The following is a 26,797-nucleotide window of genomic DNA, read 5'->3' on the forward strand; positions in this document are numbered from 1 at the left end:
ATCGGGTGAACGTCTTGTCGATGAAATTGGTCATTCTCGGCCTGTTGATGAACCAAAATCGCCATCCTTACGAAATTCGCCAAATCATCAAGGAACGCGACATGCACCATTATATTAAAATACAGGACGGTTCACTGTATTATGCGATCGACCAACTGGTGAAAGAAGGCAACATCGTCGTCGTCGATGTCGTCAAAGACAATTCGAACCGGCCGGACAAAACGATTTACGGCATCACGGAAGCGGGCAAAGCCAAGTTCCATGAGCTGCTGTATGAAAATATAACGGTCGGCACGATGTTCTACAAGCCGATCAATGCCGCGCTTGCGTTTACGCCGCTGGGCGACGAGAAGCTCGTTGTAGAGGCGCTGGAAGCAAAAATCGCCGAAACCGAAAAGCGTGTGGACATGCTGAAGACGAACTACGAAGAGCATGTGCCGTTCGTGCCGCGCTCGTCTCTGTACATCATGAAAGGCTTCTACGAGCATGCCCGGCTCGAGCTCGACTGGCTGCGCCGCATCCACCGCGACGCCGTTGACGGCCGACTGCGCGAGGTGGGCCGGCCGCTCGAGGAACATCATGAGTGAAACGGAACGGCCGGCGGCATCGTTCGTCCGGTTGCCCGATCCGGAGCCGGGCATCGCCTGGTACGAAGTAAGCTATGACAGTCAGGGGCTGCGCGTCAAGGCTCTGCTTGCGGTGCCGGCTGCGCAGCCGGCACCGGTCGTCGTGTATTGCCGCGGCGGCATCGGCAGCGTCGGCATGGTCGGGCCGGCGCAGCTGCTGCCGTTCGCGCGCCGCGGCTATGTTGTGCTGGCGCCGCTGTACCGCGGCAGCGGCAGCGGCGTCGGCCGCGACGAATTCGGCGGCGCCGACCGGCATGACGTGTCCGCGGCGATAGCGCTGGCGCGAACGCTGCCCGGTGCGGCCGCCGCTGCCAAGGTCGCGCTGATCGGTTTCTCGCGCGGCGCGATTATGGCGATGCAAGCGGCAAGGACGTGCGCGGAAGTAGGCGCCGTCGTCGTATGGAGCGGCGTAGCGGATCTCGGGCTCACGTACCGGGAGCGGACCGACCTGCGCCGCATGCTGCGGCGCGTCGTCGGCCATCCCGGCAAACATCCCGAGGCCTACGCGGAGCGTTCGCCCGTCGCCTGGGCGGGCGAAGTCGATCCGCCGGTGCTGCTCATTCACGGCACCGCCGACGACAACGTCAGCGCGGCGCATGCCCGGCTGCTCGGCCGCGCGCTGGACGACGCCGGCAAACGCTACACGCTGTCGCTGTACGACGGCGTCGGCCATCAGTTCCCGCCGCTGGCGCGCGAAGCGGCGATGCGGGAAATCGACGCGTGGCTGCGCCGGTTTATGCCGGCGCAGGCTTAGCGCAGCCGTTCATGCAGCGCGAGCAGGTCCGCGCAGATCAGATCAGGGCGCACGCCGGCTGCCGCGATGTGCGCCAGGGCGTTGCCTGCGGTCGCCAGGCCCGTCAGCACCAGCGCGGTGCGGCAGCCGGCCGCGGCGCCGCCGCCGATATCGGTGCGCACGTTGTCGCCGACCGCCCAGATCGCGGACGCCGGCAAGCCGAGGCGCTCCACCGCATAGCCCATAATAATCGGGGATGGCTTCCCGATTATTATGGGCTCTTGCTGCGCCGCCGTCGTGATGGCGGCGGCGATCGAACCCGCCCCGGGCTTCGGCCCGTCGTCCGACGGGAGCAGATGATCCGGGTTCGTCAACACATAAGCGGCGCCTTCGCGAATGAGGCGCGCCGCCAGCTCCAGCTTCGCGTAATCGAAGGCGCGGTCGATGCCCTGCACAACGAAGTCGGGCGACCGCTCCGTTACCGTTAGCCCCGCTTCGCGCAGCGCATGCTCAAGCCCGGCTTCGCCGATAAAGTGGACGCGCGCCCCCGGCTTGCGGTCCGCGATGTACCGCGCCGCCGCCTGCGCGGACGTAAACACGTCGCGGCCGGCCGCTTCCACGCCGGCCACCTCGCGCAAATGCGCCGCAACTTCCTCAGGCCGCCGCGACGAATTGTTCGTCACGAACAAATACGGCGAACCTTCTTCTTTCAGCTTGTCGATGAAGGCGGCCGCATGTTCGATCGGCCGGTTCCCCGCGTACATCGTGCCGTCCAGGTCGATCAGAAATCCTCGCATCCGCAACGCGTCCTTTCCTTCAGGCGGGATAAGTCAATTTGTTGTCGCAATACGGACAAGAGAGCGTCTGGTCGGGCTGCAGCAAGCTATTGGAGCCGCAGCCGGAGCAAGTTACGGTTTTCGGCGGCCGCTTGACCGGCTCCGGTTGCTTGTGCGACGTATACGACGGAACAGGTTCTTCCTCCGCGGCTGCGGCCATGTTTACATTGAACGTAACCGAATTGGCAAACACTTGGTTGTCGACATGATCGTGGTAGAACGTCTGCTCAAATACAAGCTGCCCCGAATATTCATCCAGGTAAACCCCTCTCGCAAAGCCCAAAGCGATCATGCGCCGCAAGTCATTTTGCACGACGGCCAGCCGCAAGCGCAACAGCTCCGCCATATTAACGGGGAATGCGATTCCCTGGTTGAAGATCAAATCCCTGTACCTGTCGTAGCGTTCGGCGAGCTGTCTTCCTTTTCGCCGCGCCATCAGGTGCAGGAGCAGACCGGGCAATAAAAACATGATCCCCAACAAGATGAGCACAGGGGGCAAGCTGCTTCGGTCTTCGGGTTCAAGAAGAAACGAAATCATTATGGCAAACACAAGAAACAGCACGATCGCCCAGGTACCGGCCAATTTCCAGTCCGCGATTCTCTGGTAGCTGAGATTGCGATGGTTGATAAGGCGAACAATGAACATCACGATGCCGGCAGGAAAAAACAAAACGAATATCAGCAAGAGCAATGCCCCCGAAATGGAAGGCCGATCGTCACGGTACACGGTAATTTCCCCTTTTATAGGCGCCAATACGCGCTTTATTCATCCGTCGCCACTTGTTTGCTCCGTTTGGCCAGGTCGGCGGCGATATCCGCGACCAGGCTGCGGCAAAGCGCAATGCTGCCTTCATCCGGCCCGTTCCGGGCAATTTGCTCCGCGCAGCGCTCCAGTTCCTCCGCCTGCCACTGCATGCTTGCTTCCAGGGCGGACAGCGACGGGTGAGAGAACGGATCGCTGTAGGCAAGCTGATCCTGCAATTGGCCGATATCGGCCAGCAGGCCGACTGTTGAGGAAGCGGCATCGCGCTCGAGATGGTTGCGGATCGTCCGGAGGCGTTGCTGCAATTGCTTGATCGGCTGCGTCCGATTTGCCGTTCGCCGCTCCTGAGCCGATATGTATCCCGCCATCCGGTAACAAGTTGTAGCCGCGATTGCCCATACGATCCACGTGGCTGCATGAATCCAGACGTAAACCGGAAAGCTCAGCTTCAGGAGCAGCCAGAATACGACTGTATGGAACAAGGCGGCGGCCCCGTACAACGCGGACACGATCACTAGAGGCAAGTAGGCGGGGAGCGTATCCCGCGCCTGACGGGCTTTGCCGACGGAAGCGAAACTACCGTAAACCGCCGCCTCGGCAAAAACGACGGCAAGCATGGACACCCATCCATGCCCCGGATCGCCGACAGAGCGCATGAGCAACAGGAAGACTACAAGCGTTGCTGCCGCGCCAACGCCGAACAGGGTGCCGGAAAGACGTTTGGTCAACATGGCATTCTCCTACTGAGTCAAGTTGTTTCCGCATTCGAGACAAAATTTTTGCCCCGGCTGCGCCGATTTCCCGCAACGGTTGCAGGACGGCAGTAGCCCGCTGCCGCAATTCGGACAGCTCACGGCATCCGGCGGAAGATCCGCTTTGCACTGCGGACAAGGACGGTACGGATTCCCGCAATGCGTGCAAAACTTCGCGTCGACAGGCAACGGCTGCCTGCACTCGTAACACGAAACGATCGGGGCCGCAGCTTGTTTGAACGAATATCCGCATCCGCCGCAAAAGTTGGCTCCCGTCGCGTTGTTCGCCCGGCAATTCGGACACGTTTGGTTTTGCGGCGGCATGCCCATTTGTCCGGTCATATGCGACAACGTGCCGCCGAACGCGGCGCCTGCGGCTTGTCCCATGCCGTAGCCGATGCCGGCGTCCATAAAGGCCGCTTGCCGGCCTTCGTTTTTCGCCGCATGCTCCAGCGTATCGAACGTTCGCTCCTGTGCGTACGAGAAGCCGAGAATGTCCATTTCCGCTTTTTTGGCCAGCGTTTCCTTGATCCGCGACATGACGGCATCGTTTTCCGGCAAATTGATCGAATCGATCGAAAAGTTGACAAGCCGCAGGCCATACTCCGCGAAAGCCGGCGCAACCTGTTCCTTCATATGGTCGGATATTTCGAACAGGTAGGCGTTTATGTCGAAAATGCTGATTTTTTTATGTACCAAATACGAGGAGATCAGCTGCACCATATGTTTCAGCAGAATGCCGCGGAAGTATTTGACCAGCGACGTCTGATCGAATTCGCTCAGCGTGCCGATGAGCTTGAGCATAAATTTGCGCGAATCCTCAATCTGGATGCCGAATTGCCCGAAGGCGCGGACGGAGACGACCATCTGGTATTTGGGCTCCTGCAGTTGAATCGGCGTCGGCGTTCCCCACTTGACATCGAGCCTCAGCAGCTTGTTGATAAACCAAATTTCCGCGGAAAACGGCGATTTGCCGCCGAATGGCAAATTTACCAGGGCAGATAGAAACGGGATGTTTTGCGTCGTCAACGTATGCCTGCCCGCCTGGAACAGGTCAAGCGCCTGTCCGCCCTTGAAGAGCAGCGCTTCCTGCGTTTCGTTGACGATTAATTGGGTCCATGTGCCCAGTTCGCTGTTCGGATATTTCCACACCAACAAGTCCGGGGGACCGTCAAACTTGACGACTTCGATAATTGCCATCGTCTTCTCCTCTCAAAAGCCAAAACTCGCCATAGTTCGAATATCTTTACTATACTATGGAATGGGTCTTTGGGGGTATAGTTGCGTGCTGCCTGTCCGATAATAATAGCGGGAGGCGATTTGCGATGGAATCGAATCGGCAACAGGAGCAAGTCGTGGCGGTGCGGAAAAACGGCGACGGCGACATCATCGAGCTCAAGCTGACGTCGGGCAAGGTCGTCGATTACAAAACCGCCCAAACGATGGTCAAAAACGACGAAATTGCGCACCTTAACGTGTTCCGCGGCCGCGACGGCGACGAACATCTTCGCTCCGATCCGGATGGACGGAAAGACAACAACCTCGACCAACTGCCCACGTTCTGACGCGCCCTCGCGGAAAGTGGCCGCGGGCACAACAAACCCCGGGAACTCGCTTCCCGAGTCCCGGGGTTTGTTTGCGTTTGCCGCCCGGCGAGTATCGCGAAGACGCCGGCGGAGTTGCCAAATAATTTTGACAAATCCATTGAACTCGCCGGAAAGCCATGTTAATATATAGCAATTAACCCGAAACCGGCCGCCCGTGCAAAGGCCGAGCTTCGCTTAAGCTTGCCGTTACGCTCCGCATTCGTGCGGACTGGCGGCAGGTTATTTGGTATACCCGGATTTGGCGATTCGCCGGAAGGGTCCTATTTGCAAAGGGGGAGCGGCGTATGAGCGCCAAGGCGATTGAAGTGCGCGGGCTGAGCAAAACGTTCGCCGTCAAAACCAAAACCGCCGGCCTTGCCGGCAGCGTCAAAGCGCTGTTCCGGCCGCAGTTCGCCGCGAAGGTGGCGGTGCAGCCGATCGATTTTGCCGTGGAGCAGGGCGAGGTATTGGCGTTTCTCGGCCCGAACGGCGCAGGCAAATCGACGACGATCAAGATGCTGACCGGCATTCTGCATCCGACGGCGGGAGAAGCCGATGTGCTCGGTCTGTGCCCGTGGAAGCAGCGGAGCAGGCTGGCGTTCCGCGTCGGTTCGGTGTTCGGCCAGAAGTCGCAGCTGTGGTACCATCTGCCGCCGGTCGATTCGTTCGAGCTGATGGGCAAAATATACGAAATCGGCCGCGCCGACTTCGTGCGCCGCCGCGACGACCTTGTCGGGCGGTTCGAGGTCGGGCCGTACTTGCAGACGCCGGTGCGCAAATTGTCGCTCGGCGAACGGATGCGCTGCGAAATCGTGGCGGCACTGCTGCATCGGCCGGCGATTATTTTCCTCGACGAGCCGACGATCGGGCTCGATGTCGTCGTGAAGCAGCGCATCCGCGAATTGATTCGCGAGATGAACCGCGAGGAAGGCACGACGCTGTTCCTGACGTCGCACGACGCGGGCGACATCGAGCAGTTGTGCCGGCGGGCGATTGTGATCAATCACGGACGCATTATCCTCGACGACAAGGTGGCGCGGCTGAAGCGCGATTATTTGACGCGCAAGACGATCCGGCTGCACCTGCGGGCGGACGAAGCCGGCGGGAGCGGGCAAGCCGCGGATGCGGAGCCGTTCGGCGCCGGCATGGACGGCGTCACGCTCGTGTATCGCCGCGGCGCGGAGCTGCAGCTGGCCGTCGATACGGCGGCAGTGACGATGGAGGAAGTGCTCGGCCGTATCGTGCGCCACTATGCGATCGACGACGTGACGATCGAAGATCCGCCGATGGAGGAAATCATTACGCAAATCTACGCCGCCGGGCTCGGCAAGGAAGAGGGGGCCGGCTGAGATGAACGTTTACGCCAAGCTGGCCAAATATACGGCGATCGGCCGCATCACGGTCAGCAACCAGCTCGCCTACGCGATTGACCTGGTCGTTCGCTCCTTGTTTCTGCTTGTTATTCTATACATTTTCGTCCAGCTGTGGACGGTGACCTTCGCAGGCGTCGGTCAAACGGTCATCGCCGGCTACACATTCGAGCAGATCATCTGGTATTTGATCGTTTCCGAATCGATCATCATGGCATCGCCGCGGGTGACGGTCGAGGTAGAAGAGGAAGTCAAGTCGGGCAGCGTCGCCTATATGCTGACGCGTCCCATGCACTATATTGGCTACCGCTACGCCGCTTACGTCGGGGAAGCGTCCGTGCGGCTCGCCGTCAATCTGCTGATGGGCGGCCTGCTCGGCCTGCTGTTGTTCGGTCCGCCGTCGTTCGGCTGGGGGCCGGCCGTATTCGTGCCTGTCGTCGTACTCGCCTTCACGATCAATTTCCTTATCCGCATGACGCTGGCGTTGTGTTCGTTCTGGATCGAAGAAACGCTTGGCCTGACGTTCGTGTACGACAAGCTGCTGTTTACGATCGGCGGCATGATGCTGCCGCTGGAGTTGTTCCCGGACGCGCTGCGCGCGGTATGCGCCTGGCTGCCGTTCCAGGCGATCGTCTATTTTCCGGCGAAAACGATGGTGCAGTTCGACGCGGCAGCGGCGCTGCGCATGCTCGGCACGCAGGCGGCGTGGCTGCTGCCGCTCGGCTTGCTGCTTGCGTTCGTCTACCGCAAGGGGGTGAAGAAGCTCAATGTCAACGGCGGTTAAGCTCGGCCGCCTCATGTGGACGTGCTGGAAGCTCAATTTGGCCGGCGCGATGGAATTTCGCCTGAGCTTCCTGCTGACGGCGGGCATGATGCTGGTCAACAATGTGGTGTGGATTTTTTTCTGGGGCCTTTATTTCAACCGGTTCCCGGTTGTGAACGGCTGGTCGTTCGCCGATGTGATGATGATGTGGGCGGTGGCGACGACCGGCTTTGGTTTGTCGGCGACGCTGTTCGGCAACTCGCTGCGCATCGCGAGCCTTGTATCGAGCGGCGACCTCGACACATTCCTCGCCCAGCCGAAGCCGGTGCTGCCGCACGTGCTGGTCAGCCGGATGTCGGTTACGGCGATCGGCGACTTCTTGTTCGGCGTGCTGGTGTACTTGCGGTTCGGCGACTTGTCGCTTGTCGGCGCGCTGAAGTTCGCCGCCGCGGCGCTCCTGGCGATGCTGATCTACGTGTTTTTTCACGTGCTGACGCAGTCGCTCGCCTTTTTCATCGGCAATGCGGAAGGGCTCGGATACCAGTTCTTTATTACGTTCATCACCTTTTCCACCTATCCCTCGGACATTTTCCGCGGTTTCGGCAAGGTGCTGTTGTTTACGGCGCTGCCGGCCGGCTTCATCAGCTACATGCCGATCGGTTTCCTGCGCGGCTTCGACGCGCCGTTCATGGCGGCGGCGCTGACCGCCTGCGCGGTGCTGACGGCGGGAGGCAGCGGGCTGTTCTACGCCGGCCTGCGGCGCTACAGTTCGGGCAACCGGATCGGCGCGCGCATGTAGCCGGGGACGGCCGCGAGAGCGTTCCTGCTTTCTCCGCTTGTTTGTGGGGGTCGTAATTTTGTAGAATGGAGAGAGAACCTCTTTTCTACTAAAATACGATCTGACTCGCAAAGGATGGAGTGGAAGTCGCGATGGATGACAACAAACAAGCCTATCGTGTTCTCGGCATACCGGAGGACGCGACGAAAGAGCAGGTGGAGAACCGGTATTTTATTCTCGTCAAGCAGCATAAGCGTGCGGTTCAGGAAGGCGGGGACACGGCCGCGGCGGAGGCCGCTTTCGACGAGGTGAACAAGGCGTACCGCCTGCTCATGGGACTCGAGAAGCAGAAAGCGAACGCTTCTTTCAACGAGAAGGCGTATTCTTCTTCCGCACGCCGGGAAAAAATCGATCATTTTTTCCACTATTACAAGTATCATGTGCTCGGCGCGATCGTGCTGGTCGTAGCCATCGTGTATATCGTGATCGGCATTGTCGACAAGCAGCAGGAGCGCGCCGCACTGGCGAAGCTGCCGCCGCTCAATCTCGAAATGACGTTGATGGGCGACTACCAGAGCGATGAAACCGCCAAGCTGGAGAACAATTTGTTGCAAACGTTCCCCGATTGGCAGCGCGTCAAGGTGAGCACGATTTATTTTCCCGAGCAGGCCAAAAACGAGTTTGACGTTGCCATGCAGCAGAAAAGCATGATTTCGCTGATGGAGATCAAACCCGACTTGTATCTTGTCGACAAGGCGAATTTTTCGAAGCTGCTGAACCAGGGCGCTTACTTCCCGATGGATGAGCTGGAAAGCGTGGTCAAGGCGCTGCCCGAGGACAAAATTTACAAAGGCAAAGGGCCGGACGACACGTCGGAGCATATTTACGGCATCGATGTGACCGGCAGCAGCCTGTTCGACGGCGTGCGCATCGCCGGCAGCAAGGAGAAAATTGCGGTGCTCCGCTTCGACACGAAACGCAAGGAGAACGCCTACCGGATGATCGAATGGTTCGTTCAACATGCCGGCTGACCGTCCCATCGGCGCCGGCTGCCTCCGGGTGCGTCGACACGATCCTACAAATCTTGTATACGCGGCGCACCTTTTTCGATTATAATGGAAAAAGGTAGAACGGGAGGTGCCCCTCGGGGGCGTCGTCATCCTATGCATGCGCACAACTCGTTGTCGAAAAGGAGACGTAGTAATGAAGGCAGAATACATCAATCCTTTCCTGGAATCCGCCCGCATCGTCATCGAGCAGATGATCAGCGTGCGTCCGACGACCGGCCAGCTCGGCATCAAAGACGTCAAATTTGCCGAGAAATATATCTGGATCCAGATCGGCTTGACGGGCCAAATGAAAGGTGATATCGTGTTCGGCCTTCACGAAAGCGTTGCGCTTAAGCTGGTTTCCGCCATGATGGGCGGTTATGTGCTGAGCGAGATGGACGAAATGGGCAAAAGCGCCATCTCCGAGCTTGGCAATATGATTAGCGGCAATGCGAGCACGATGCTGTTCAACCAGGGCGTGCGGGTGGACATTACGCCGCCGAAGCTGGTCGAATCGGCCACAGCCGCCGGCTTCACGCCGAAGAAGGCGCTGACGATTCCGCTCATTATGGAAGGGATCGGCGAGCTGGACATTCAAGTGGTCATTACATAGCAGCGATTGCCGGAAGCGGTGGACCATACATAACGAAAGAAGGAAGGGAATCCGGCGGGGTTCCTTTTTTTGACGGCTCCAGCCGGGCCCGCTATGAAATAAGCCATGTTTCATTGGCTATTTGTCTCAAAATGGCGGGGTGCAGCAAAATAACCAGTGAAAACGCTGGCTATTTCGCTGAAATGTTCGATTCCGGGGCGATTTGGTCAGAATAGCCAGTGTTTTTGCTGGCTATTTTTATCGCGGTGGGGGAAAACGTGCGAATAGGCCATTTTTTATGGGCTATTTTGGCGGCGGGAGACGGCCAGAGGCGTGTTTTGGCCTGTGACGGTCGCTATTCGGGACAATTGGGCGGAAAAGGAAGTGTCAACTATGGCTGGACAACGTGGCGTCGCCGGCCTTGTGGTCGTCGTGACCGGCGCGTCGAGCGGCATCGGCGCGGCGCTGTGCCGCGAGCTCGACCGGCTGGGTGCGGCGACGGTGCTGATGGCGCGCAGCGAAAGCAAACTGCGCGAAGTGGCGGCCGGACTGCGCGGCGATCATGCGGCTTACGTCGTCGACGTCGCTTCCGCGGAGCAGGTGCAGGAGGGCGTCCGGAAGACGCTGGATCGGTTCGGCCGCATCGACGCCTGGGTCAACAACGCCGGCTTCGGCGAATTCGAACGTGTGGAGGCGGCGTCGCTCGCGTCGTTCGAAGCGATGATGGACGTCAACTATATGGGCGTCGTCCGCTGCACGAAAGCGGTGCTGCCGGCGATGCGCCAAGCCGGGCGCGGCACGATCGTCAATGTCGTGTCGCTGGCGGGCAAGCTGGCCACGGCCAAATCGGCCGGCTACGCGGCGTCGAAGCACGCTGCGCTTGGCTTCAGCAACGCGCTGCGGCGGGAGCTGAAGGGCAGCGGCATCGCCGTGGCGGTCGTCAACCCCGGGCCGGTTGACACACCATTCTTCGATCGCGCCGACCCGGGCGGCGAGTACACGCAGCGGGTGCGGCCGTACATGCTGCGGCCGGAGCGTGTCGTGCGCGCGATCGTCTGCGCCATCGCCAGCGGGCGCGGAGGCGAAATCGATTTGCCGCGCACGGCCGGGGTCGGCGCGCGCCTGTTTCAGCTGTTCCCGAGCGTCAGCGAATGGTTGTTCGGCCGCTTTCTGGACAAAAAGTGACGGCAATTCGGTTGTTTTTTCGGCACTTGGCGTAAAATATAAAGAGAAGATGATGCAAAAGGCGATAGATTGAAAAGTAATAACGTGTTAAACTATAGAGATCACGGGAGGGAAGGAAGTGTTCGGCATGTCGAAGCAGGAGTTGGACGCTTACCTGGAGGAACTTCGTCGATTCGAACGTGAAATTCTCAGCTCGGAAGACAAGGCCAATGCATTGCTTGTTTGTGCAGGAATACTTGACGAAGAGGGCAATCTTGCTCCACAATACGCCGGAGAGTGAAGTCGGTTGTATGCGAATCTTCCCAGCTTTGTTTTAGGGTTTCATGGTTGCGACAAATCGGTTGCAGACAAAATTTTGCAGCACGAAGATAAATTATTGAAGAGTGAAAATAGTTATGACTGGTTGGGGCATGGTGTTTATTTTTGGGAGGACGATCCATATCGGGCTTTGCATTTTGCGGAATATTTGAGGGATCGTCCCGACCGCGGCAAAAAAGGTTTGCCTCCGATCAAGGAACCGGCTGTCATTGGAGCCGTATTGGATTTGGGACATTGTTTGAATGCGATTGAGGCGGCATCGTTGGAGATTATAAAGGCCCATTACCACTTTCTGATCGCAACGTTGGAAAAGGAGCAAAAACCGATCCCGGTCAATCGCAGAGGCAGAGATACGAACGATCTGTTGGTCAGGGATCTGGATTGCGCTGTAATCCAATTCATTCATGCCGCGAACGAAAGTCTGACTAAACCGGCCTACGACAGTGTACGCGGCATGTTTATCGAAGGCGATGAGCTATACCCGGGGGCTGGATTTCACGATAAGAACCATATCCAGATCTGCATTCGAAATGAAGCGTGCATCAAAGGTTACTTTTTACCTTTCTTATGAGAGGCGGTTCGCCAGGTTGACAACAACCGTCCCGCGGCCGTATAATGCAATCAAATAAGGACGGTCAGGCGGAGCCCAAAGAGAGACCCTTACCGGCAAACACATCAGCGACGAAAGTCGTAGGTTTGTTTGCTGCGGTGCAGGGGCTCTTTTTTTGTTAGTTTACGGCCGAAGGGAGCAGATCACGCATGTATCCGATTGTCGATTTGGTCGAGCATCAAACGATTGCCGCCGTGCAGAAGGAAGACGATCTGGCGAAGGCGATTGCGAGCCAGGTCAACGTCATTTTTTTGCTGACGGGGTCGATTCTGAATGTGAAAGCGATGGTCGACCGGGTGAAGGAAGCGGGCAAGGTCGTTTTCCTTCATATGGAGTTCATCGAAGGAATCGCCGCCGACCGGGGCGGCATCGCTTACGTCGCGCAGCATGTGCAGCCGCACGGCATCATTTCCACGCGAAGCCAGGTGATTCGCACGGCCAAGGAGTTGAAGCTGCTGACGATCCAGCGCATGTTCCTGATCGATCGCAACGCGATCGGCAAAGGCATCAAGATGGCCGAGCAGGCGACCCCGGACGCGATTGAAGTAATGCCCGGCATCATGCCGCGCATCGTGCGCGAAATGACGGCGCTGACGCCGCTGCCGATCATTGCGGGCGGTTTGTTCGCCTACCGGCACGAAATCGACGAAGCGCTCGAAGCAGGCGCGCTGGCCGTGTCGGTAGGCAGCGCCGAGCTGTGGTAAGCCTGGACAAAGGACGGGAAATGCGATGACGGCGACCAATTGCTCCTCGCGCTTGGCGACATTTCCCTGCAGGAGGGCGTCATTTCCGTCCAGTCTTACCGGATCCAGCCGCAGCTTGCGAAACCGGCCGCCGTCGCCGCCGCGGCAAAAACGCCGTAGCCGAACGGACGGCCCGGCATACTATCACAAGGAGGCATTACTGCCATGACCATGACTCAACCGCTGAATATCGCCCATCGCGGCGCCTCGGGAGAAGCGCCGGAAAATACGCTTGCCGCCTTTCTGCTCGCCGTGGAGCAAGGCTGTGACGCGATCGAACTCGACGTGCATTTGTCGAAGGACGGGGAGCTCGTCGTCTGTCACGACGAAACGATCGATCGCACGACGACCGGTTCGGGTACGATCCGCGATTTGACCGTTGCCGAGCTGAAACGGGCCGACGCCGGCGCCAAGTTCGGCGAGAAGTACGCGGCGGAGCGGCTGCCGCTGCTTGAGGAAGTGTTCGCCGCCTTGCCGGCGCATATGATGATCAATGTCGAAACGAAAGATACGGTGTTTGACGGCAAGGTGGGTCGCAAGCTGGCCGAGCTGATGAAACGGGCGAACCGCGTGGAAAATGTGGTGGTGTCGTCCTTTTACCACAAAAGTCTGGTGGAGCTGGTGCACCTGTTGCCCGAAGCGAAGATCGGGCTGCTTTATGCAAGCGATTTTGCCAGCCATGTGCGAGTGGCCGATGCGGTGCCGGTGCCGGTCTATTCGCTGCACCCGAATTACCGGCTTCTGCACGCCAGCGACATTCGCGAGGCGGCGGAACGCGGCATTCAGATGTATCCGTGGACGGTCAATCGCGAGGAAACGATGCGCGATCTGATCGCGGCCGGCGTATCCGGCATCATCAACGATTATCCGGCGCGCTTGAAGGCGCTGCTGACGAACGAAGCCTGAACCGGGAGGAATACATTCATGAAGACGACCCATCGGCCGTTTGCGGCAGCCAGCCGTCCCGCGCTGCTGCGCGCGATGGCAACGGCGGAGCTTGATTTGCTGGTTATCGGCGGCGGCATTACCGGCGCCGGCATCGCCTTGGACGCAAGCGCCCGCGGCATGAACATCGGCCTGGTCGACAAGGCCGATTTCGGCTCGGGCACGAGCAGCCGTTCGACGAAGCTGGTGCACGGCGGCTTGCGTTATTTGAAGCAGGGCGAGGTGCGGCTTGTTCGCGAGGTCGGCAGGGAGCGGGCAATTCTGCACCGCAACGCGCCGCATCTGGTGAAGCCGGTGCCGATGCTGCTGCCGATCTACAAAGGCGGCACTTACGGCTACTGGGCGTCTTCCATTGGCTTATCCATCTACGACTGGCTCGCCGGCGTGAAGCGCAAGGAGCGCAGGCGCATGCTGGGCGCGGCGGAGACGGCGAAGCGCGAACCGCTGCTGCGGCGGGACGGGCTGCGGGGCGGCGGCCTGTATGTCGAATACCGCACCGACGATGCGCGGCTGACGCTCGATACGTTGAAAACGGCCGTCCGGCAAGGGGCGAAGGCAGTCAACTATGCGGAGGCAGTCGGCCTTCTCAAGGAAGGCGGCCGGGTTGTCGGCTTGCGCGTTCGCGACCGGATCGGCGGGGAGACGTACGACATCCGCGCCAAAACGATCGTCAACGCGGCCGGGCCTTGGGTCGACGGCCTGCGCGAGATGGACGGCTCGCTGCAAGGCAAACGATTGTTTCTGACGAAAGGCGTCCACCTCGTTGTGCACGCGGAGCGGCTGCCGGTGCGGCAGGCGGCGTATTTCGATACGCCGGACGGGCGGATGATCTTCGTGATCCCGCGCGACGGCATCACCTATATCGGCACGACGGACACGGCTTACTCGGGCGATACGGACCGTCCGACGGCAACGGCGGGCGATCGGGACTATTTGCTGCGGGCCGTCAATGACATGTTCCCGCAGACGCGGCTTGGGCCGGAGGACGTTATCTCCGCCTGGGCCGGGTTGCGCCCGCTCATTTACGAGGAAGGGAAAGGGCCGTCGGAGCTGTCCCGCAAGGACGAGGTGTTCGAGTCGGCCAGCGGTTTCATCACCATAGCCGGCGGCAAGCTGACCGGCTTTCGCAAAATGGCGGAGAAGGTCGTCGACTTTGTCGCGCGGCGACTGGCAGGCGGTGCGGGCTCGGCGCGGGCTGCCTGCAGCACGGACCGCATCACGATCAGCGGAGGCGGTGCGGAAACGGCGGGCGAGTCGTACGAAACCGCCTGCGCCAAGCTGCTCGCGGCAGGAGTGCAGCAAGGCGTCTCGCGCGAAACGATGCTGGACTGGATCGGGCTGTACGGCACGAATGCGTCGCGGCTGCTTGCGTACTGGCTGGAAGCCGGCCAGCAGCGCGTGCCCGAGCGGAAACAGCCGCTGTACGCGCAGCTTCGTTATGCGACGGAAGAGGAGATGACGGCGACGGCGGCCGATTTTTTGCGGCTGCGGACGGGGTGGACGTATTTTCAGCCGGATCGGGCCAGGGAAGCGGTCGAAGACGTGCTTGCGTTCATGAGCGAACGGTTCGGTTGGGACGAGACTCAGCTGTCGCTGCAGCGGGAAGAGACGGAGCGGCTGTTTCGCGCGATCAAATAGGCAGGCGGCGCCCAGCCCGTCATAAAAATAATGAAACCAGTGTTTTAAAATTGCGATGTACGGTATAATGGCTGCGAACGACCATGTTCCCTAGGAGGAATTCCATGTACAGCGCAGCGGTTATCGGACTTGGAAAAATCGGCCTGCTGTTCGACCTGGACGGCAAACGGAAGCAGCCTTTAAGCCATACGGTCGCCTATTTGCGCGATCCGCATGTGGAGCTGACCGCAGCCGTCGGCGTGCGGACGGAGCAGCGGGACAACCTGCACAAGGTGGCGCCGGATGTTGCGTTCTATCTGGACCCCGGCGAAATGATGAGCCGGCACAAGCTCGACATCGTCAGCATATGCACACCGGCCCATGTGCGCTACGACTTGATCGAGCAGGTGCTGGAGCAGGCCAAGCCTCGCGTCATTTTCTGCGAGAAGCCGGTGGCGACGTCGATCGGGGAAGCGGAGCACATCGTCAGCTTGCTGCAGCGTCATAACACGCTGCTGCTTCCGAACTTGTCGCGCCGCTACAACAAGATGCTGGCCCGTCTTCGCGCCGCGGTTCGGGAGGAGCTTTACGGCAGGCTGCTGACCATTCATCTCCGCTATACCCGGGGCATTTACAACTCCGGTTCGCATTTATTCGATTTGGTCCGTTATTTTACCGGGGGCATCACAAGCGTGCAAGTGCTGCGGGAACAGGCGACGGCGCTGAACGCGGAAGTCGATCCGACATATGCGTTTCTGTTTGCCGCCGGTGTTGACGGCAATGTTTCCGGTTATGCGGAAGCGTTCGACGACCGCAACTACAGCATTTTCGAAATCGACCTGTACATGGAGCGCGGCAAAATCGAAATGGCGAACGCCGGCAACGAAGTCCGCTATTATCGTGCGGGCGATGTGCCGAATATGCCGCAGTTTTACAATCTGATTCACGAGCGCACCGAAACCGGCGTCGACGGGGAACCGAGCAACATCCAGAACGCGGTGGCGCATATCGTCGATATTCTCGATCGCGGTACGGAGCCGGTATGTACGGTCGAGGACGGCAATTTCCCTACCTATGTGGCCGATGCGCTGCTTCGGTCGCGGCGGAATGGCGGCACGAGAGAGGAAGTCTGATGCAAAAAAACTGCCGGGCCCTGGGGCTTCCGGCAGTTTTTTCGTTTCGATGCTATGCTTTTGCGAGCAGCGGGAACAACCCGCCGTGGAGCGGTTCGTTTTCGACGAAGTTTTGACCGTTCGTGCACAAGTGCGGCTTGCCGTTGTAGGTGGTGCCGTCCGGCATAAAAATGATCGCCAGCACGCGGCGCGGCGCATCGGACATATTGGAGCCTGCGGCATGGAACGTGAGCCCGTTGTGGAACGTCAGGCTGCCTTTTTTCAGCGGCACGATTACGGGCTTGCGTGTTTCGAACTCCGTGCCTTTGACGAAATCGAAGATGTTTTCCGGTTCGGCCAGATTGATGCCGGTCAGCTTGCCCGCCTTGTGCGAGCCCGGCACGAACATCATGCAGCCGTTGTGTTCGTCGACGTCGTGCATCGGAATCCAGGCGGACAACGCGCCCGATTCGTTCATCGGCCAGTACGGGAAGTCCTGGTGCCACGGCGTCGGCTTCGAGTCCTGCGGCATTTTCCACAGCGCGTGATCGTGGAACAGCCGGATGCCGTTCGCGCCGCTCAGTTCCAGCGCCATGCGGGAAATCCGCGGATGCGTCGCATAACGCCCCATGCCGGCATGGTCGCGCCACGTATTCACTTTCTGGTTAAGCACACGGTAATAGGAGCCGTTATTGCGGCTATTATGGACGGACTTGCCGTCCGTTTCCTCCATCGCTTCATCCATGTAGGAGGCGAGCTCATCCACTTCGTCCTCCGTGAGAGCGTTTTCTACATGCAAAAAGCCATTTTGCCGGTAAAAATCGATCTGTTCCTGCGTCAGTACGTTCGCCATGTCCGATTCCGCACCCTTCCAGCCTGAAGTTGACTAACTGGTTTAAGCATACGGTTTTCGACGCCGCCGATCTTGGTCGATTTTACAGAGAATGAAGGCGATCTGATTCGTTAATGAAACGTGCGGCGATAATCGCCCGGCGACAGGCCGGTCGTTTGTTTGAACAGCTTGTTGAAGAAGCTGAGGTCGTCGAAGCCGACTTCCTGGGCGATCGCCAGCATTTTGCGGTCGGTTTCGGCGATCAGCCGCATCGCCTGCTGCACGCGCACGCCGTTGCGGTACTCGATGAACGTGCGGCCGGTATGCTGCTTGAATTTGGCGGAAAAAGCGGAGGCGCTGAGCCCGCACATGCGGCTCACCTGGGCAAGCGTCAGCGGCTCGGCATAATGCCGCGCAATAAATTCGCTGATATGCAGCAGCATGCTGTCATCGGCGCGCACGGCGCGGTCGCCGGACAAGCTTGCCGCGCAGCAGCGGCTGAGGAATACGAACAGCTCGATCAGCCGCGTTTTCGTTACGATGCGGTAACCGAGTTTTTTGGCTTGAAATTCCATTACGATATGGTCGAGCAGCGTCTTCATTTCAATTCGTTCGTGCGGCTGCAGCTTCAGATGCGGCCGAAAGTGCGCCATGCTGCGGACGAAAGGCTCAACGTAGAAGAAGTCGACGAAAGGCGTTACCGCCGACAGCGTTTCCAGCTCGGAGCGAAGAAACGACGGGAAGAACAGGACGTTGTAAACGAGCAGCGAAGAGCCGTTGTCGACGATGTATCCATGTTCGGCGCCCGGCTCGATGACGAACACGTCGCCGGTCGAAATCGCCGACGATTGCCCGTTGTAGCTGTGCTGTCCGCTGCCTTCGGCGATGTAGGCGAGTTCGGTGAAATCGTGCGTATGCGGTTCGATCGGCTCGTTTTCGCGCACCCGGTAGGGCGAGGCGGAAAACGGATAATCTTCGCTTTCGAAATAATTTTCGCTGCGGAGAATCATGGGTCTGCACCTGCCTCGCAAAAAACGGATCGTTAGCTCCGATTATAGTGCATTCCGCGGCGGCTGCCTATAGATTCCCACCTGAAACTATAGAACTGTCTACTGCCGTCTTCCGGGAAAACCTTTTATAATGAAGGGACGACGGGAGGTGGAGGTTGCGCTCATGTACAACATGCTTATTGTGGACGACGAACCTACTGTCCGCTACGGACTGCGCTATTATTTCGAATGGGAACGCTTCGGCATCCGCATTGTCGGCGAGGCGGACGACGGCGAACCGGCGCTGGCGGAAATCGAACGCAGCCGGCCGGACATTATGCTCACGGACGTGCGCATGCTCGACATGGACGGGCTGACGCTGTCGCGGATCGTTCGCGAACGGTACCCCGATGTGAAAATCGTGTTTATCAGCGGCCACGACGACGCCGAGTATTTAAAGTCGGCGCTGCAAGTCAATGCGGTCGATTATATTTTCAAGCCGGTCAATCTGCAGGAGCTTCGCGCGGTGATCGAGCGGGTCGTCGCCGAACTGGATGCGAAACGTTCGGAACAGCGTCTGCTGCAGGACATGCAGCAGCAATTGAAGGAAGGCATGCCGCTGCTGCGCGAGAAACAACTGATGGCGCTTGTCCGGGAAGGCGCGCCGAAACAGGCGCTGTTGCAGGAACGGATCGATTTTCTCGGGCTGTCCCTGCCCGTGGAGGCGGCTTATTGGGTGATCGTCGTGTCGATCGACGGCAGCGCCGAATGGAACGAAACCCGCTCCGTGCGGGATCGGCAACTGCTTTCCTATGCGGTGCAGAACGTTTGCCAGGAGCTGATCGATCGCTACTTGGCCGGGTACGCGTTCGAGAACGACAGCGGCGAGTTCGTCGGCATCTTGCATGCGGATGCCCCAGCGCAGTCGGAAGAAAGCGGTCCGGAGGAACGATTGCTGGCGCTCGCCGGCGACATACGCGGCAATTTGCTGCTGTGGCTGAAGCTGAGCGTTACGATCGGCATCGGCGAACGGGCGGACGGTCTTGCCGGGCTGGCGCATGCTTATGAGCAAGGCAAGGAAGCGGCAAGCCGCAAGTGGTACCTCGGCAAAAACCGGATCATCACGATGGACAGCCTGGAGCAGGAGGAAGAACCGTTTCGGCGTACCGATCAAAGCCTCATCGGCCGGCTCGTCTCCGCGCTGCGCGCCGCGGAGGAGGAACCGCTGCGGGAAGCGGCGGACGAACTGTTCGCCGATCTGGCGCAACATCGCCGCGACGGTTTTCAATATGCCCGCAATGTGTGTATGCAAGCGCTGCTGCAAGCCGGGCAACTGCTGCTGGAGCTGAACGTGCGGACGCCCGGGCTGGAGGAGCCCGCCGCGCCGCTGTGGCTGGAAGCGGACCGACTGGAGACGATCGGCGAGCTGCGCGAGTGGCTCGAATCGTATCTGCTGCGAGCTGCGGCGCACATTCGCGAGAAGCGCTGCGGCCGCTCGAGCAATGTGGTCGAACGCGTGCGCTCCGTCATCGAGGAACGATACGCCGACAACGGGCTGACGGTCGCCGAAATCGCCAAGGCGGTTTATTTGACGGACACGTATGTGTCGCTGCTCTTCAAGCAGGAAACGGGCCGAACGGTCAACGAATACGTCACGCAGGTGCGCATCGACAAGGCGAAGGAGCTGCTGCGCGACCCGCGCTACAAGTTCTACGATATTTGTTACGCGGTCGGATATGCGGATCCCAGCTACTTCAGCAAGCTGTTCAAAAAAATGACCGGCTATACGCCAAGCGCATTTCGCGATCAACTTCCGTAAGGCGGTGAGCTTGTTGAAGGAGAACGTCTCGTTCCGCCATCCGGGCGGCCTATTCCGCCGCATCAGCATGCCGCGGAAATGGCTGCTCGCCTATGTGCTGCTGATCGTCGTCCCGGCGTCGGTCCTGTTTTATTTTTACTATCAGCGATCTTCTTCCGTCCTGAAGCAGGAAGTGACGCGATCGATGCAGCAAACGCTGCAACAGGTGGCGCTCAACCTGGGCAACCGGATGGAGCGGGTGGAGGACATCAGCAATTCGGCTATGATGAACTACAACCTGCAGTCCTATTTGGGCGACGCCAACGGCGACGACTCGATCGGCAAGCAACTGGAAATCGTCAAAGATTTTCGCCAACTGGTCGATTCGATCCAAACGAACGCGGACGTGTTCAAATTCCGCTTGTTCGTCGATCGGTCGCGTTTGTACGCGGAAGAGCGAATCAATTTTTTTTCGCTGGACAGCCTGGAGGAGCGCCCATGGTATAACGACATCATCGAGGGGAACGGCCAAATCGTATGGACTAGCGTCTACAAGGAAACGTTCGTCGACCGCTTCGACGAGCCGGCGCCGTTCATCATCTCCTGCGCGCGCATGCTGCGCGATCCGTTGGTGTACGATCGGGTTGCCGGCGTCATGATGATCGACGTCAAAGTGAAAACGTTGGCGGATTTTCTTGATAAGCTGACGATGACCTGGCAGAGCGCGGTTTATTTGGTCGACGGCAGAGGTACGGTCGTGTACCATCCGGATGAAGCGCGGATCGGCACGACCGTGGATGAACGTACCTCCAGCGCCCTCGCAACCGGCAAATCGGTGCAGAAGCTGCTCGGCGGCGCCAAACAAGCCGATTACGTGCTGTCCGCCGCTTTGCCGCTGGCGGGGTTGCGGGTCGTCGCCGAAATTCCGGCCGCGGAAATCGCCAGCCGCACGCAGAACCAGACGCAGTATACGGGCATCGCCACGTTGCTGGCCATTTTTGCGCTGTTTCTCGTGCTTGTGTTCGTTTTGCTCGCTTTCATCATCCGGGCCATGAACCGCCGCGTGCAGCAGGTGATCGGCGTGATCCGGCGCGAAGGCATCGAAGGGTTGACCGATCTGCCGTCCGCCGGCTCCGGCGACTTCGGCATGCTGGAGAGCAGCGTCGACAATCTGGTGCACCGCGTCAGGTCGCTCGTCGAGCAAACGTACCGGGCGCGCGTGACGGAACGCGAAGCCCAGCTTCGTGCGCTGCAGGCGCAGATCAACCCGCACTTTCTGTACAATACGCTCGACACGATCAATTGGATTGCGATCGGTCGCGGCGCCACCGACATCAGCCAGATGATCGACGCACTGGCCAAATATTTCCGCCTGAGCCTGAACGCCGGACGCGACGAAGTCAGCGTGGAGGACGAGTTGATGCTGGCCAACGTGTATCTGGAGCTGCAGATGACGCGGTTTCCCGGTTCGTTCGAGCTGCAGATCGACGCCGGGGAGGGCGTAGGCGCGTATGCGATGCCGAAGCTGACGCTGCAGCCAATCGTTGAAAATGCGCTGATGCACGGCATCCGCAAGAAGAAGTCGCGCACGGGCGTCATCCGCATCTCCGCCGCGATTCGGGGGGAGGAGTTGCTGCTGACCGTATCCGACGACGGCATCGGCATGGATGCGGAGTTGGTCCGGCGGCTGCTTGCCGAGCCGCAGGCAAAATCCGGCACCGGGCAATCGGGCAGCTCGTACGGTTTGTACAACGTCAACGAACGCATCAAGCTGTATGCGGGCGACAGGTACGGCCTGACCATCGAGTCCGAGCCGGGCGTCGGCACCACGGTCAGCGTGCGGCTGCAGGCCAGACGCTAGCGGACAAACCAATCATTCTCCTTTCCCAATGCACCTGCCCCCTTATGAGCCTGCTTCTTTTGTCAGGTATCCCCTTGACTCAGACCTGAACGGAATATCTTCTTTGGACAGCCCCTTCTGCTCGCTATCCCCTTCGCTCCGTTGGAACGGGGTTGTCCTCTCCGGAACTTCCTTTCTGCCCGCTATCCCCTTCGCTCAGACTGGAACCGGGCTGTCCTTTCCGGAACTTCCTTTCTGCCTGCTATCCCCTTGACTCAACCCCACGCATCAATAACTTTTATCCCATTTCAAGAAATGTACCCCCTACGATGCAGTGACACCATTCAGGTACCCCCCTTCAAACTTGATACATCCAAACGTTAACCTGAGCCAAGGGGATAACCAGCAAACACAGCCTTCCATTGACCACCGCCGGCTCGCTCCCTCCTCTTCCCATACACTCACTGCCGAACCTGCCTGAGCCAATGGGATAACCAACAGTCGCGAACTGCTACTGAGTATACGCGCGCTCGCCGCCGCGCCGGCCTGAGTCAATGGGATAACAAGCAAATACGTACTTGAGACAGCCACTTTAGCATGGCTTGGCATGTCGGCAAACGAAGGCTGATTTCAGCCTTACAGCAGCATTTTGGTGAGTAGCGGACGACATATGACCGATTTCAGCCTTACTGCGGCGCTTCGGGAAGCGTCGGACGTCGAACGTGTTTTTAGGCGGCGGTTAAGTGTGTTTTGCGGTTAAGCTACGATCTGCCCCGCAGAGGCACCAGTTTGTCGCCATATTTAGCCATGTTAGCGGCGGATGCCGGGTCAATTCGACGTGACGCTGGAATAAGCCATGTTTTATTGGCTATTTCGCCAAAAAGAAGGACTGCCAACGAAATAGCCAGCGATTTCACTGGCTATTTGGCCGCGGAGCCTGATTTTGGCGCAAGTTGACCCAAATAACCAGCGTTTTCACTGGTTATTTCCGGCGGACCGCCGAAAAATGGGCGAATAAGCCATTTTTCATGGCCTATTTCTGCGGCGTGGTGCGTGGGGGGCGTGTTTGTTGAAGAATACGACCAGAAATTAAAGGTTTGCCTTCTACAAGCCCGGACGGCGGCGCCGTTATAATGGCACTATCACGCCGAACCTCCACACCAGTAACCAACAACCGAAAGGAGCGCGACAACATGAGTTTGGCTGCCGAAGAGCCGAACCGACCGGCCGCGCCGGCACGAGCTCGGGCGGAGCGGAAACGGCGCTGGAAGCTGTTCCGCAACAATTACGAGATGTACGTGCTGCTCCTGCCCGGGCTCGCTTTCCTGCTGCTGTTCAAGTACACCCCGATGTACGGGGTCGTCATCGCTTTTCAGGACTTCAACATATTCGACGGCATCCGGGGCAGCGCATGGGTCGGCTCGGATCAATTCCAGAAGCTGTTCCATTCCGAGGAATTCATGCAGGTGTTCCGCAACACGCTCATCATCAGCTTTTACAAAATCGTGCTGCTGTTCCCGGTTCCGATCGTACTGGCCCTGTTTCTGAACGAAGTGGCAAGCATGGCGTTCAAACGCACGGTGCAAACGGTCGTGTATCTCCCGCATTTTCTGTCCTGGGTCATTATTGCGGGGCTGTTCGTCAACATCCTGTCGCCCTCGGGCGGGCTCGTCAACCAACTCGTCGTCGCGCTCGGCGGCAAACCGGTATCGTTCCTGATCGACAACGACTGGTTTCGCAGCGTGCTGGTGTTTACGGCGGGCTGGAAGGAAGCCGGCTGGAACGCGATCATCTTCATCGCCGCCATCGCCGGCATCGATCAGGACCAGTACGAAGCGGCCCGCGTCGACGGCGCCGGGCGAATCAAGATGATGCTCCACATTACGCTGCCGGGAATCGCGCCGACGATTGTGCTGATGTTCATTTTGCGGATCGGCAATTTGCTGGAGGCCGGTACGGAGCAAATTTTGACGATGTACAATCCGGTCGTCTACGAAACCGGGGACATCATCGGCACTTACGTCTACCGCGTCGGTCTCGGCAAAATGGACTACAGCTTCAGCACGGCGGTCGGCTTGTTCAACTCCGTGGTCGGCTTCCTGCTCATCATGTCGGGCAATCTGGTCAGCAAAAAATGGCTGCGTCGCAGCATCTGGTAAGGAGGAGCAACGATGCGCAAACGGACGAGAGGCGATTGGAGCCTGGACCTGGTTATTTACGGCAGCTTGCTGGTTGCCGCGCTGATCACGCTGCTGCCGTTCGCCAACGTTTTGTCGAAGTCGGTCAGCGCGGAATGGGCGGTTGTCTCCGGCAAAGTCGGCATCTACCCGATCGGCTTCCAACTGGAGACGATGAAGTTCGTCGTCACTTCCCATGAATTCCAGCATGCTTTTCTGATTTCCGTCCTGGTTACGGTCGTGGGCACGTTGTTGTCGATCCTGATCACGTCGCTCACCGCATACCCGCTGTCGAAGCGGCACTTGCCCGGCATCGGCGTCATCATGGTGCTGTTCGTGTTCACGATGATGTTCAACGGCGGCATCATTCCGAATTATTTGCTGATGAAGCAGCTGCATCTGATCAACAGCCTCTGGTCGCTTGTGCTGCCGGCGATGATTAGCGTGTTCAACCTGCTCGTCGTCAAAAGCTATTTCGAAACGGTGCCGGAAGCGCTGGAGGAATCGGCCCGGATCGACGGCGCGCGCAACCTGACGGTGCTGTTTCGCATCATTCTGCCGATCAGCATGCCGGTGCTGGCGACGATCGCGCTGTTCTACGCGGTGTATTACTGGAACGATTTTTTCCATCCGATGATGTATTTGAACAGCCCGAACCTGAAGCCGCTGCAGCTTCACCTGCGCGATATGGTCATGGAAGCGAGCGCTCCGGTGACGACGGCGACCCGGTCGGCCGACGATATTTTGAACGTGTCGACCGAAGGCATTCGCGCCGCCACGATTATCGCGTCGACGATTCCGATTCTGCTGGTGTATCCGTACTTGCAGAAGTATTTTATCAAGGGCGTCATGATCGGTTCCGTCAAGGGCTGATGGCCCGCTGCCATTAATGCGCCAAGTCAAACGCCGGCGCTTAATGATATAGTAAGAATCAGAACAAGGAGGGTTTTTCTGTGAAACCAGTCGTCAAACGCACGGCAGCATGGTCGCTGATTACGGCGATGGCCGTCTCCGCCGCAGCTTGCGGCAACTCGTCCGACAAGTCGTCATCCGGCAATTCCCCCGGCGCGTCGCCTTCCGCTGCGACATCCGCTTCCGCCGCACCGTCGGCGAAACCGAGCGAAGGGCCCAAGCCGCAGCTTCGTTCGCTACAAATATCGCAAAGCGCCGACTACAACACGTATCCGGTCGCCAAAGTGCTCGAGGAGAAAACCGGCTATAAGGTGCAATACGACATGCTGCCGGCGGACAAGCCGGAAGACAAGCTGAATTTGCTGATTGCGTCCGGGGAAGCTTACGACGCGATTACGACGCTGGGCAGCAGCGATGCGAAAGCGCTTTATTCCGACTATGCGAAACGCGGCGCGCTTGTCGATCTCGGCCCGCTTGTCGACAAGTACGGCCCGAATATTAAAGCGGCCATTTCGCAAGCTTCGCTCGACGCGGCCAAGGTGGACGGCAAGCTGTACGCCATTCCGACCAAATCGCTCGAATTCAGCGGCTCCGGTCTGATGATCCGGCAAGACTGGCTCGACAAGCTCGGGCTCAAGGCGCCGACGACGACGGACGAACTGACGACAGTCCTGAAGGCGTTCAAGGAAAAAGATCCGGGCGGCAACGGCGACAAAAACGTGCCGCTGACGATGAAAGGCGAAGTGCCGTTCATCGAAGGCATCGCCGGCGCCTTCGGGCTGGCGAACGGCTGGAACGACGCAAACGGCAGTCTCGTGCCGCGCGCGCTCGACGCCGGCTACAAGGAGTACGTCAATTACTTGTCCGGCCTGTTCAAGGACGGCCTGCTGGACAAGGAAGCGGCGATCAACAAGGACGCGAACATGAAGGAGAAGTTCTCGAGCGGCAAAGCCGGCATGGCGCCGATCAACTGGGCCGACGTGCCGACCCTTTCCGACGCGTTGAAGAAAGCCGTTCCCGACGCCAAGGTCGTTTACATCCCCGCGCTGAAGGGGCCGAACGGCAAATACGGCTATTCCGCCACGGCGGGCTTCGATCGCCTGACCTTCATTCCGAAGGCGTCGAAGCACCCGGAGGACGCGGTCAAATGGCTGAACGCCAAGCTCGATCCGGCCACGTTCAAGCTGATGGCGATCGGCGAAGAGAACAAGCATTATACGTTCAAGGACGGCGCCTATACGCCGATTCTGCCGATCTTCACGGATGAGCGCAACTTCGCGAACAACTTCCTGATGGGCGTCGACGAGAAAAATTACCCGACGTATTGGCAGGCGCGCGTGCGCAAGGATCCGCGTTTGTTCGAGGCTTGGGAATATTTGAACGTGAAGCAGCCGGCCGACACGCGCAAAATCGATCCGCTCGGCCTGAGCCCGTACCTGGCCGACTATTCGAAGAACAACCTGTCGCTGAATACGCTGGTCAACGAACAAACGGTGAAATTCATCGTCGGCGCGGACCCGCTTGCGAACTACGACGCGTTTGCGGCGAAGTACAAGTCGTCGGGCGGCGACGCCAGCGTCAAGGAAGTCAACGATTGGTACAAGACGGTGAAAAAATAACGGCAGCACACATGGCGCAGCCTGCTCCTTTTGGAGAGGCTGCGTTTTTTTGGCTTATTTTGGCGAAACAGCGCGGAGGGACCGGAAGAATTGACGAACCGGACCGGATTCTTTATAGTGTATGATTATATAGAATAAATAAAAATTACATGTAATCCGCCGCAGGTGCAGTTAAAGCCGGCAACGATTGCCACAAGGATGTAAACGCTTGCAATCAAGGTGCCGCCACTCTCGTCATCGGCGAAACATCGC

Annotated in this window: 26 protein-coding genes; 20 read left to right on the forward strand and 6 right to left on the reverse strand. The window is 58.9% G+C overall.

All coding sequences use genetic code 11. From position 1 onward, the window contains the following. Positions 1-20: 20 nt before the first annotated feature. Together EXY20_RS19790 and EXY20_RS19795 are read left to right on the forward strand one after the other, a co-directional pair. The gene (locus tag EXY20_RS19790; protein ID WP_235886105.1) at positions 21-587 is read left to right on the forward strand and encodes a PadR family transcriptional regulator; all 567 of its coding nucleotides are present in this window, start codon (positions 21-23) and stop codon (positions 585-587) included. Next, complete coding sequence (locus tag EXY20_RS19795) at positions 580-1,380, forward strand: alpha/beta hydrolase family protein (protein ID WP_135553831.1); 801 nt, start codon at positions 580-582, stop codon at positions 1,378-1,380. Before EXY20_RS19790 ends, EXY20_RS19795 begins: the two co-directional genes overlap by 8 nt. Here the strand turns inward: EXY20_RS19795 and EXY20_RS19800 are convergent. The 4 genes from EXY20_RS19800 to EXY20_RS19815 form a co-directional block, all read right to left on the reverse strand. Further along, on the reverse strand, positions 1,377-2,156 hold the full coding sequence (locus EXY20_RS19800; protein ID WP_135553832.1) for an HAD-IIA family hydrolase: 780 nt from the start codon (positions 2,154-2,156) through the stop codon (positions 1,377-1,379). The two genes, EXY20_RS19795 and EXY20_RS19800, sit on opposite strands and share 4 nt — an antisense overlap. Positions 2,157-2,175: 19 nt before the next feature. Then, on the reverse strand, positions 2,176-2,880 hold the full coding sequence (locus EXY20_RS19805) for a hypothetical protein (protein ID WP_135553833.1): 705 nt from the start codon (positions 2,878-2,880) through the stop codon (positions 2,176-2,178). Between the two features lie 77 nt (positions 2,881-2,957). After that, positions 2,958-3,689 carry a hypothetical protein gene (locus tag EXY20_RS19810; RefSeq protein WP_135553834.1) on the reverse strand — a complete coding sequence of 244 codons (732 nt, stop codon included), beginning with the start codon at positions 3,687-3,689 and terminating at the stop codon, positions 2,958-2,960. Positions 3,690-3,698: 9 nt separating this feature from the next. Continuing rightward, a complete protein-coding gene (locus EXY20_RS19815) occupies positions 3,699-4,910 on the reverse strand; it encodes an SPFH domain-containing protein (protein ID WP_135553835.1) in 1,212 nt (403 codons plus the stop codon). 125 nt (positions 4,911-5,035) lie between these two features. Between EXY20_RS19815 and EXY20_RS19820 the strand changes: the two genes are divergently transcribed. The 13 genes from EXY20_RS19820 to EXY20_RS19875 all read left to right on the forward strand — a co-directional run bounded on the left by EXY20_RS19820 (position 5,036) and on the right by EXY20_RS19875 (position 16,399). Further along, the gene (locus EXY20_RS19820; protein ID WP_135553836.1) at positions 5,036-5,275 is read left to right on the forward strand and encodes a DUF3892 domain-containing protein; all 240 of its coding nucleotides are present in this window, start codon (positions 5,036-5,038) and stop codon (positions 5,273-5,275) included. Positions 5,276-5,601: 326 nt separating this feature from the next. Beyond that, on the forward strand, positions 5,602-6,645 hold the full coding sequence (locus EXY20_RS19825; RefSeq protein ID WP_135553837.1) for an ABC transporter ATP-binding protein: 1,044 nt from the start codon (positions 5,602-5,604) through the stop codon (positions 6,643-6,645). A 1-nt stretch (position 6,646) separates the two neighbouring features. After that, positions 6,647-7,450, forward strand: coding sequence for an ABC transporter permease (locus EXY20_RS19830; RefSeq protein ID WP_135553838.1), 804 nt, complete (start codon positions 6,647-6,649; stop codon positions 7,448-7,450). After that, positions 7,434-8,228 carry an ABC transporter permease gene (locus tag EXY20_RS19835; protein WP_135553839.1) on the forward strand — a complete coding sequence of 265 codons (795 nt, stop codon included), beginning with the start codon at positions 7,434-7,436 and terminating at the stop codon, positions 8,226-8,228. Before EXY20_RS19830 ends, EXY20_RS19835 begins: the two co-directional genes overlap by 17 nt. A 131-nt stretch (positions 8,229-8,359) precedes the next feature. After that, positions 8,360-9,238 carry a J domain-containing protein gene (locus EXY20_RS19840; RefSeq protein WP_135553840.1) on the forward strand — a complete coding sequence of 293 codons (879 nt, stop codon included), beginning with the start codon at positions 8,360-8,362 and terminating at the stop codon, positions 9,236-9,238. Positions 9,239-9,410: 172 nt separating this feature from the next. Beyond that, complete coding sequence (locus tag EXY20_RS19845) at positions 9,411-9,869, forward strand: chemotaxis protein CheX (RefSeq protein ID WP_135553841.1); 459 nt, start codon at positions 9,411-9,413, stop codon at positions 9,867-9,869. 372 nt (positions 9,870-10,241) lie between these two features. Then, positions 10,242-11,033 carry an SDR family NAD(P)-dependent oxidoreductase gene (locus tag EXY20_RS19850; protein ID WP_135553842.1) on the forward strand — a complete coding sequence of 264 codons (792 nt, stop codon included), beginning with the start codon at positions 10,242-10,244 and terminating at the stop codon, positions 11,031-11,033. 127 nt (positions 11,034-11,160) lie between these two features. After that, on the forward strand, positions 11,161-11,313 hold the full coding sequence (locus EXY20_RS39080; RefSeq protein ID WP_167859380.1) for a hypothetical protein: 153 nt from the start codon (positions 11,161-11,163) through the stop codon (positions 11,311-11,313). A gap of 6 nt (positions 11,314-11,319) precedes the next feature. Next, on the forward strand, positions 11,320-11,922 hold the full coding sequence (locus EXY20_RS19855) for a hypothetical protein (protein ID WP_135553843.1): 603 nt from the start codon (positions 11,320-11,322) through the stop codon (positions 11,920-11,922). Positions 11,923-12,110: 188 nt separating this feature from the next. Next, a complete protein-coding gene (locus EXY20_RS19860) occupies positions 12,111-12,665 on the forward strand; it encodes a glycerol-3-phosphate responsive antiterminator (protein ID WP_135553844.1) in 555 nt (184 codons plus the stop codon). Between the two features lie 204 nt (positions 12,666-12,869). Then, positions 12,870-13,610, forward strand: a complete 741-nt coding sequence (locus tag EXY20_RS19865; RefSeq protein ID WP_135553845.1) for a glycerophosphodiester phosphodiesterase — start codon at positions 12,870-12,872, stop codon at positions 13,608-13,610. 18 nt (positions 13,611-13,628) lie between these two features. Next, positions 13,629-15,287, forward strand: coding sequence for a glycerol-3-phosphate dehydrogenase/oxidase (locus EXY20_RS19870; RefSeq protein ID WP_207671302.1), 1,659 nt, complete (start codon positions 13,629-13,631; stop codon positions 15,285-15,287). Between the two features lie 104 nt (positions 15,288-15,391). After that, positions 15,392-16,399: a Gfo/Idh/MocA family protein gene (locus EXY20_RS19875; RefSeq protein WP_167859381.1), complete on the forward strand. Its 1,008-nt coding sequence runs from the start codon at positions 15,392-15,394 to the stop codon at positions 16,397-16,399. A 52-nt stretch (positions 16,400-16,451) separates the two neighbouring features. Here EXY20_RS19875 and EXY20_RS19880 read toward each other — a convergent pair whose 3' ends face one another. Beyond that, positions 16,452-17,231 carry a phytanoyl-CoA dioxygenase family protein gene (locus tag EXY20_RS19880; protein ID WP_135553847.1) on the reverse strand — a complete coding sequence of 260 codons (780 nt, stop codon included), beginning with the start codon at positions 17,229-17,231 and terminating at the stop codon, positions 16,452-16,454. Between the two features lie 110 nt (positions 17,232-17,341). Then, positions 17,342-18,220, reverse strand: a complete 879-nt coding sequence (locus tag EXY20_RS19885) for an AraC family transcriptional regulator (protein WP_135553848.1) — start codon at positions 18,218-18,220, stop codon at positions 17,342-17,344. 163 nt (positions 18,221-18,383) lie between these two features. On the opposite strand from EXY20_RS19885, the gene EXY20_RS19890 reads away from it, so the two are divergent. The 5 genes from EXY20_RS19890 to EXY20_RS19910 all read left to right on the forward strand — a co-directional run bounded on the left by EXY20_RS19890 (position 18,384) and on the right by EXY20_RS19910 (position 26,545). Beyond that, a complete protein-coding gene (locus tag EXY20_RS19890) occupies positions 18,384-20,018 on the forward strand; it encodes a response regulator (RefSeq protein WP_135553849.1) in 1,635 nt (544 codons plus the stop codon). A gap of 4 nt (positions 20,019-20,022) precedes the next feature. Next, complete coding sequence (locus EXY20_RS19895; protein WP_407944931.1) at positions 20,023-21,858, forward strand: sensor histidine kinase; 1,836 nt, start codon at positions 20,023-20,025, stop codon at positions 21,856-21,858. A 1,172-nt stretch (positions 21,859-23,030) separates the two neighbouring features. Further along, positions 23,031-23,996, forward strand: coding sequence for an ABC transporter permease (locus EXY20_RS19900; RefSeq protein WP_135553851.1), 966 nt, complete (start codon positions 23,031-23,033; stop codon positions 23,994-23,996). A 12-nt stretch (positions 23,997-24,008) separates the two neighbouring features. After that, positions 24,009-24,887: a carbohydrate ABC transporter permease gene (locus EXY20_RS19905; protein WP_135553852.1), complete on the forward strand. Its 879-nt coding sequence runs from the start codon at positions 24,009-24,011 to the stop codon at positions 24,885-24,887. Positions 24,888-24,967: 80 nt separating this feature from the next. Next, the gene (locus EXY20_RS19910) at positions 24,968-26,545 is read left to right on the forward strand and encodes an extracellular solute-binding protein (RefSeq protein ID WP_135553853.1); all 1,578 of its coding nucleotides are present in this window, start codon (positions 24,968-24,970) and stop codon (positions 26,543-26,545) included. Positions 26,546-26,797 lie beyond the last annotated feature (252 nt).

The organism is Paenibacillus cymbidii (assembly GCF_004764705.1).
GTDB lineage: Bacteria > Bacillota > Bacilli > Paenibacillales > NBRC-103111 > Paenibacillus_AN > Paenibacillus_AN cymbidii.

Bases quoted from the DNA above. Each gene is read 5' to 3' on its own strand.
- EXY20_RS19790 (WP_235886105.1), top strand. From the start codon at position 21: ATGAAATTGGTCATTCTCGGCCTGTTGATGAACCAAAATCGCCATCCT.
- EXY20_RS19795 (WP_135553831.1), top strand. From the start codon at position 580: ATGAGTGAAACGGAACGGCCGGCGGCATCGTTCGTCCGGTTGCCCGAT.
- EXY20_RS19800 (WP_135553832.1), bottom strand. From the start codon at position 2,156: ATGCGAGGATTTCTGATCGACCTGGACGGCACGATGTACGCGGGGAAC.
- EXY20_RS19810 (WP_135553834.1), bottom strand. From the start codon at position 3,689: ATGTTGACCAAACGTCTTTCCGGCACCCTGTTCGGCGTTGGCGCGGCA.
- EXY20_RS19815 (WP_135553835.1), bottom strand. From the start codon at position 4,910: ATGGCAATTATCGAAGTCGTCAAGTTTGACGGTCCCCCGGACTTGTTG.
- EXY20_RS19820 (WP_135553836.1), top strand. From the start codon at position 5,036: ATGGAATCGAATCGGCAACAGGAGCAAGTCGTGGCGGTGCGGAAAAAC.
- EXY20_RS19825 (WP_135553837.1), top strand. From the start codon at position 5,602: ATGAGCGCCAAGGCGATTGAAGTGCGCGGGCTGAGCAAAACGTTCGCC.
- EXY20_RS19830 (WP_135553838.1), top strand. From the start codon at position 6,647: ATGAACGTTTACGCCAAGCTGGCCAAATATACGGCGATCGGCCGCATC.
- EXY20_RS19835 (WP_135553839.1), top strand. From the start codon at position 7,434: ATGTCAACGGCGGTTAAGCTCGGCCGCCTCATGTGGACGTGCTGGAAG.
- EXY20_RS19840 (WP_135553840.1), top strand. From the start codon at position 8,360: ATGGATGACAACAAACAAGCCTATCGTGTTCTCGGCATACCGGAGGAC.
- EXY20_RS19845 (WP_135553841.1), top strand. From the start codon at position 9,411: ATGAAGGCAGAATACATCAATCCTTTCCTGGAATCCGCCCGCATCGTC.
- EXY20_RS19850 (WP_135553842.1), top strand. From the start codon at position 10,242: ATGGCTGGACAACGTGGCGTCGCCGGCCTTGTGGTCGTCGTGACCGGC.
- EXY20_RS39080 (WP_167859380.1), top strand. From the start codon at position 11,161: ATGTCGAAGCAGGAGTTGGACGCTTACCTGGAGGAACTTCGTCGATTC.
- EXY20_RS19860 (WP_135553844.1), top strand. From the start codon at position 12,111: ATGTATCCGATTGTCGATTTGGTCGAGCATCAAACGATTGCCGCCGTG.
- EXY20_RS19865 (WP_135553845.1), top strand. From the start codon at position 12,870: ATGACCATGACTCAACCGCTGAATATCGCCCATCGCGGCGCCTCGGGA.
- EXY20_RS19870 (WP_207671302.1), top strand. From the start codon at position 13,629: ATGAAGACGACCCATCGGCCGTTTGCGGCAGCCAGCCGTCCCGCGCTG.
- EXY20_RS19875 (WP_167859381.1), top strand. From the start codon at position 15,392: ATGTACAGCGCAGCGGTTATCGGACTTGGAAAAATCGGCCTGCTGTTC.
- EXY20_RS19880 (WP_135553847.1), bottom strand. From the start codon at position 17,231: ATGGCGAACGTACTGACGCAGGAACAGATCGATTTTTACCGGCAAAAT.
- EXY20_RS19885 (WP_135553848.1), bottom strand. From the start codon at position 18,220: ATGATTCTCCGCAGCGAAAATTATTTCGAAAGCGAAGATTATCCGTTT.
- EXY20_RS19890 (WP_135553849.1), top strand. From the start codon at position 18,384: ATGTACAACATGCTTATTGTGGACGACGAACCTACTGTCCGCTACGGA.
- EXY20_RS19900 (WP_135553851.1), top strand. From the start codon at position 23,031: ATGAGTTTGGCTGCCGAAGAGCCGAACCGACCGGCCGCGCCGGCACGA.
- EXY20_RS19905 (WP_135553852.1), top strand. From the start codon at position 24,009: ATGCGCAAACGGACGAGAGGCGATTGGAGCCTGGACCTGGTTATTTAC.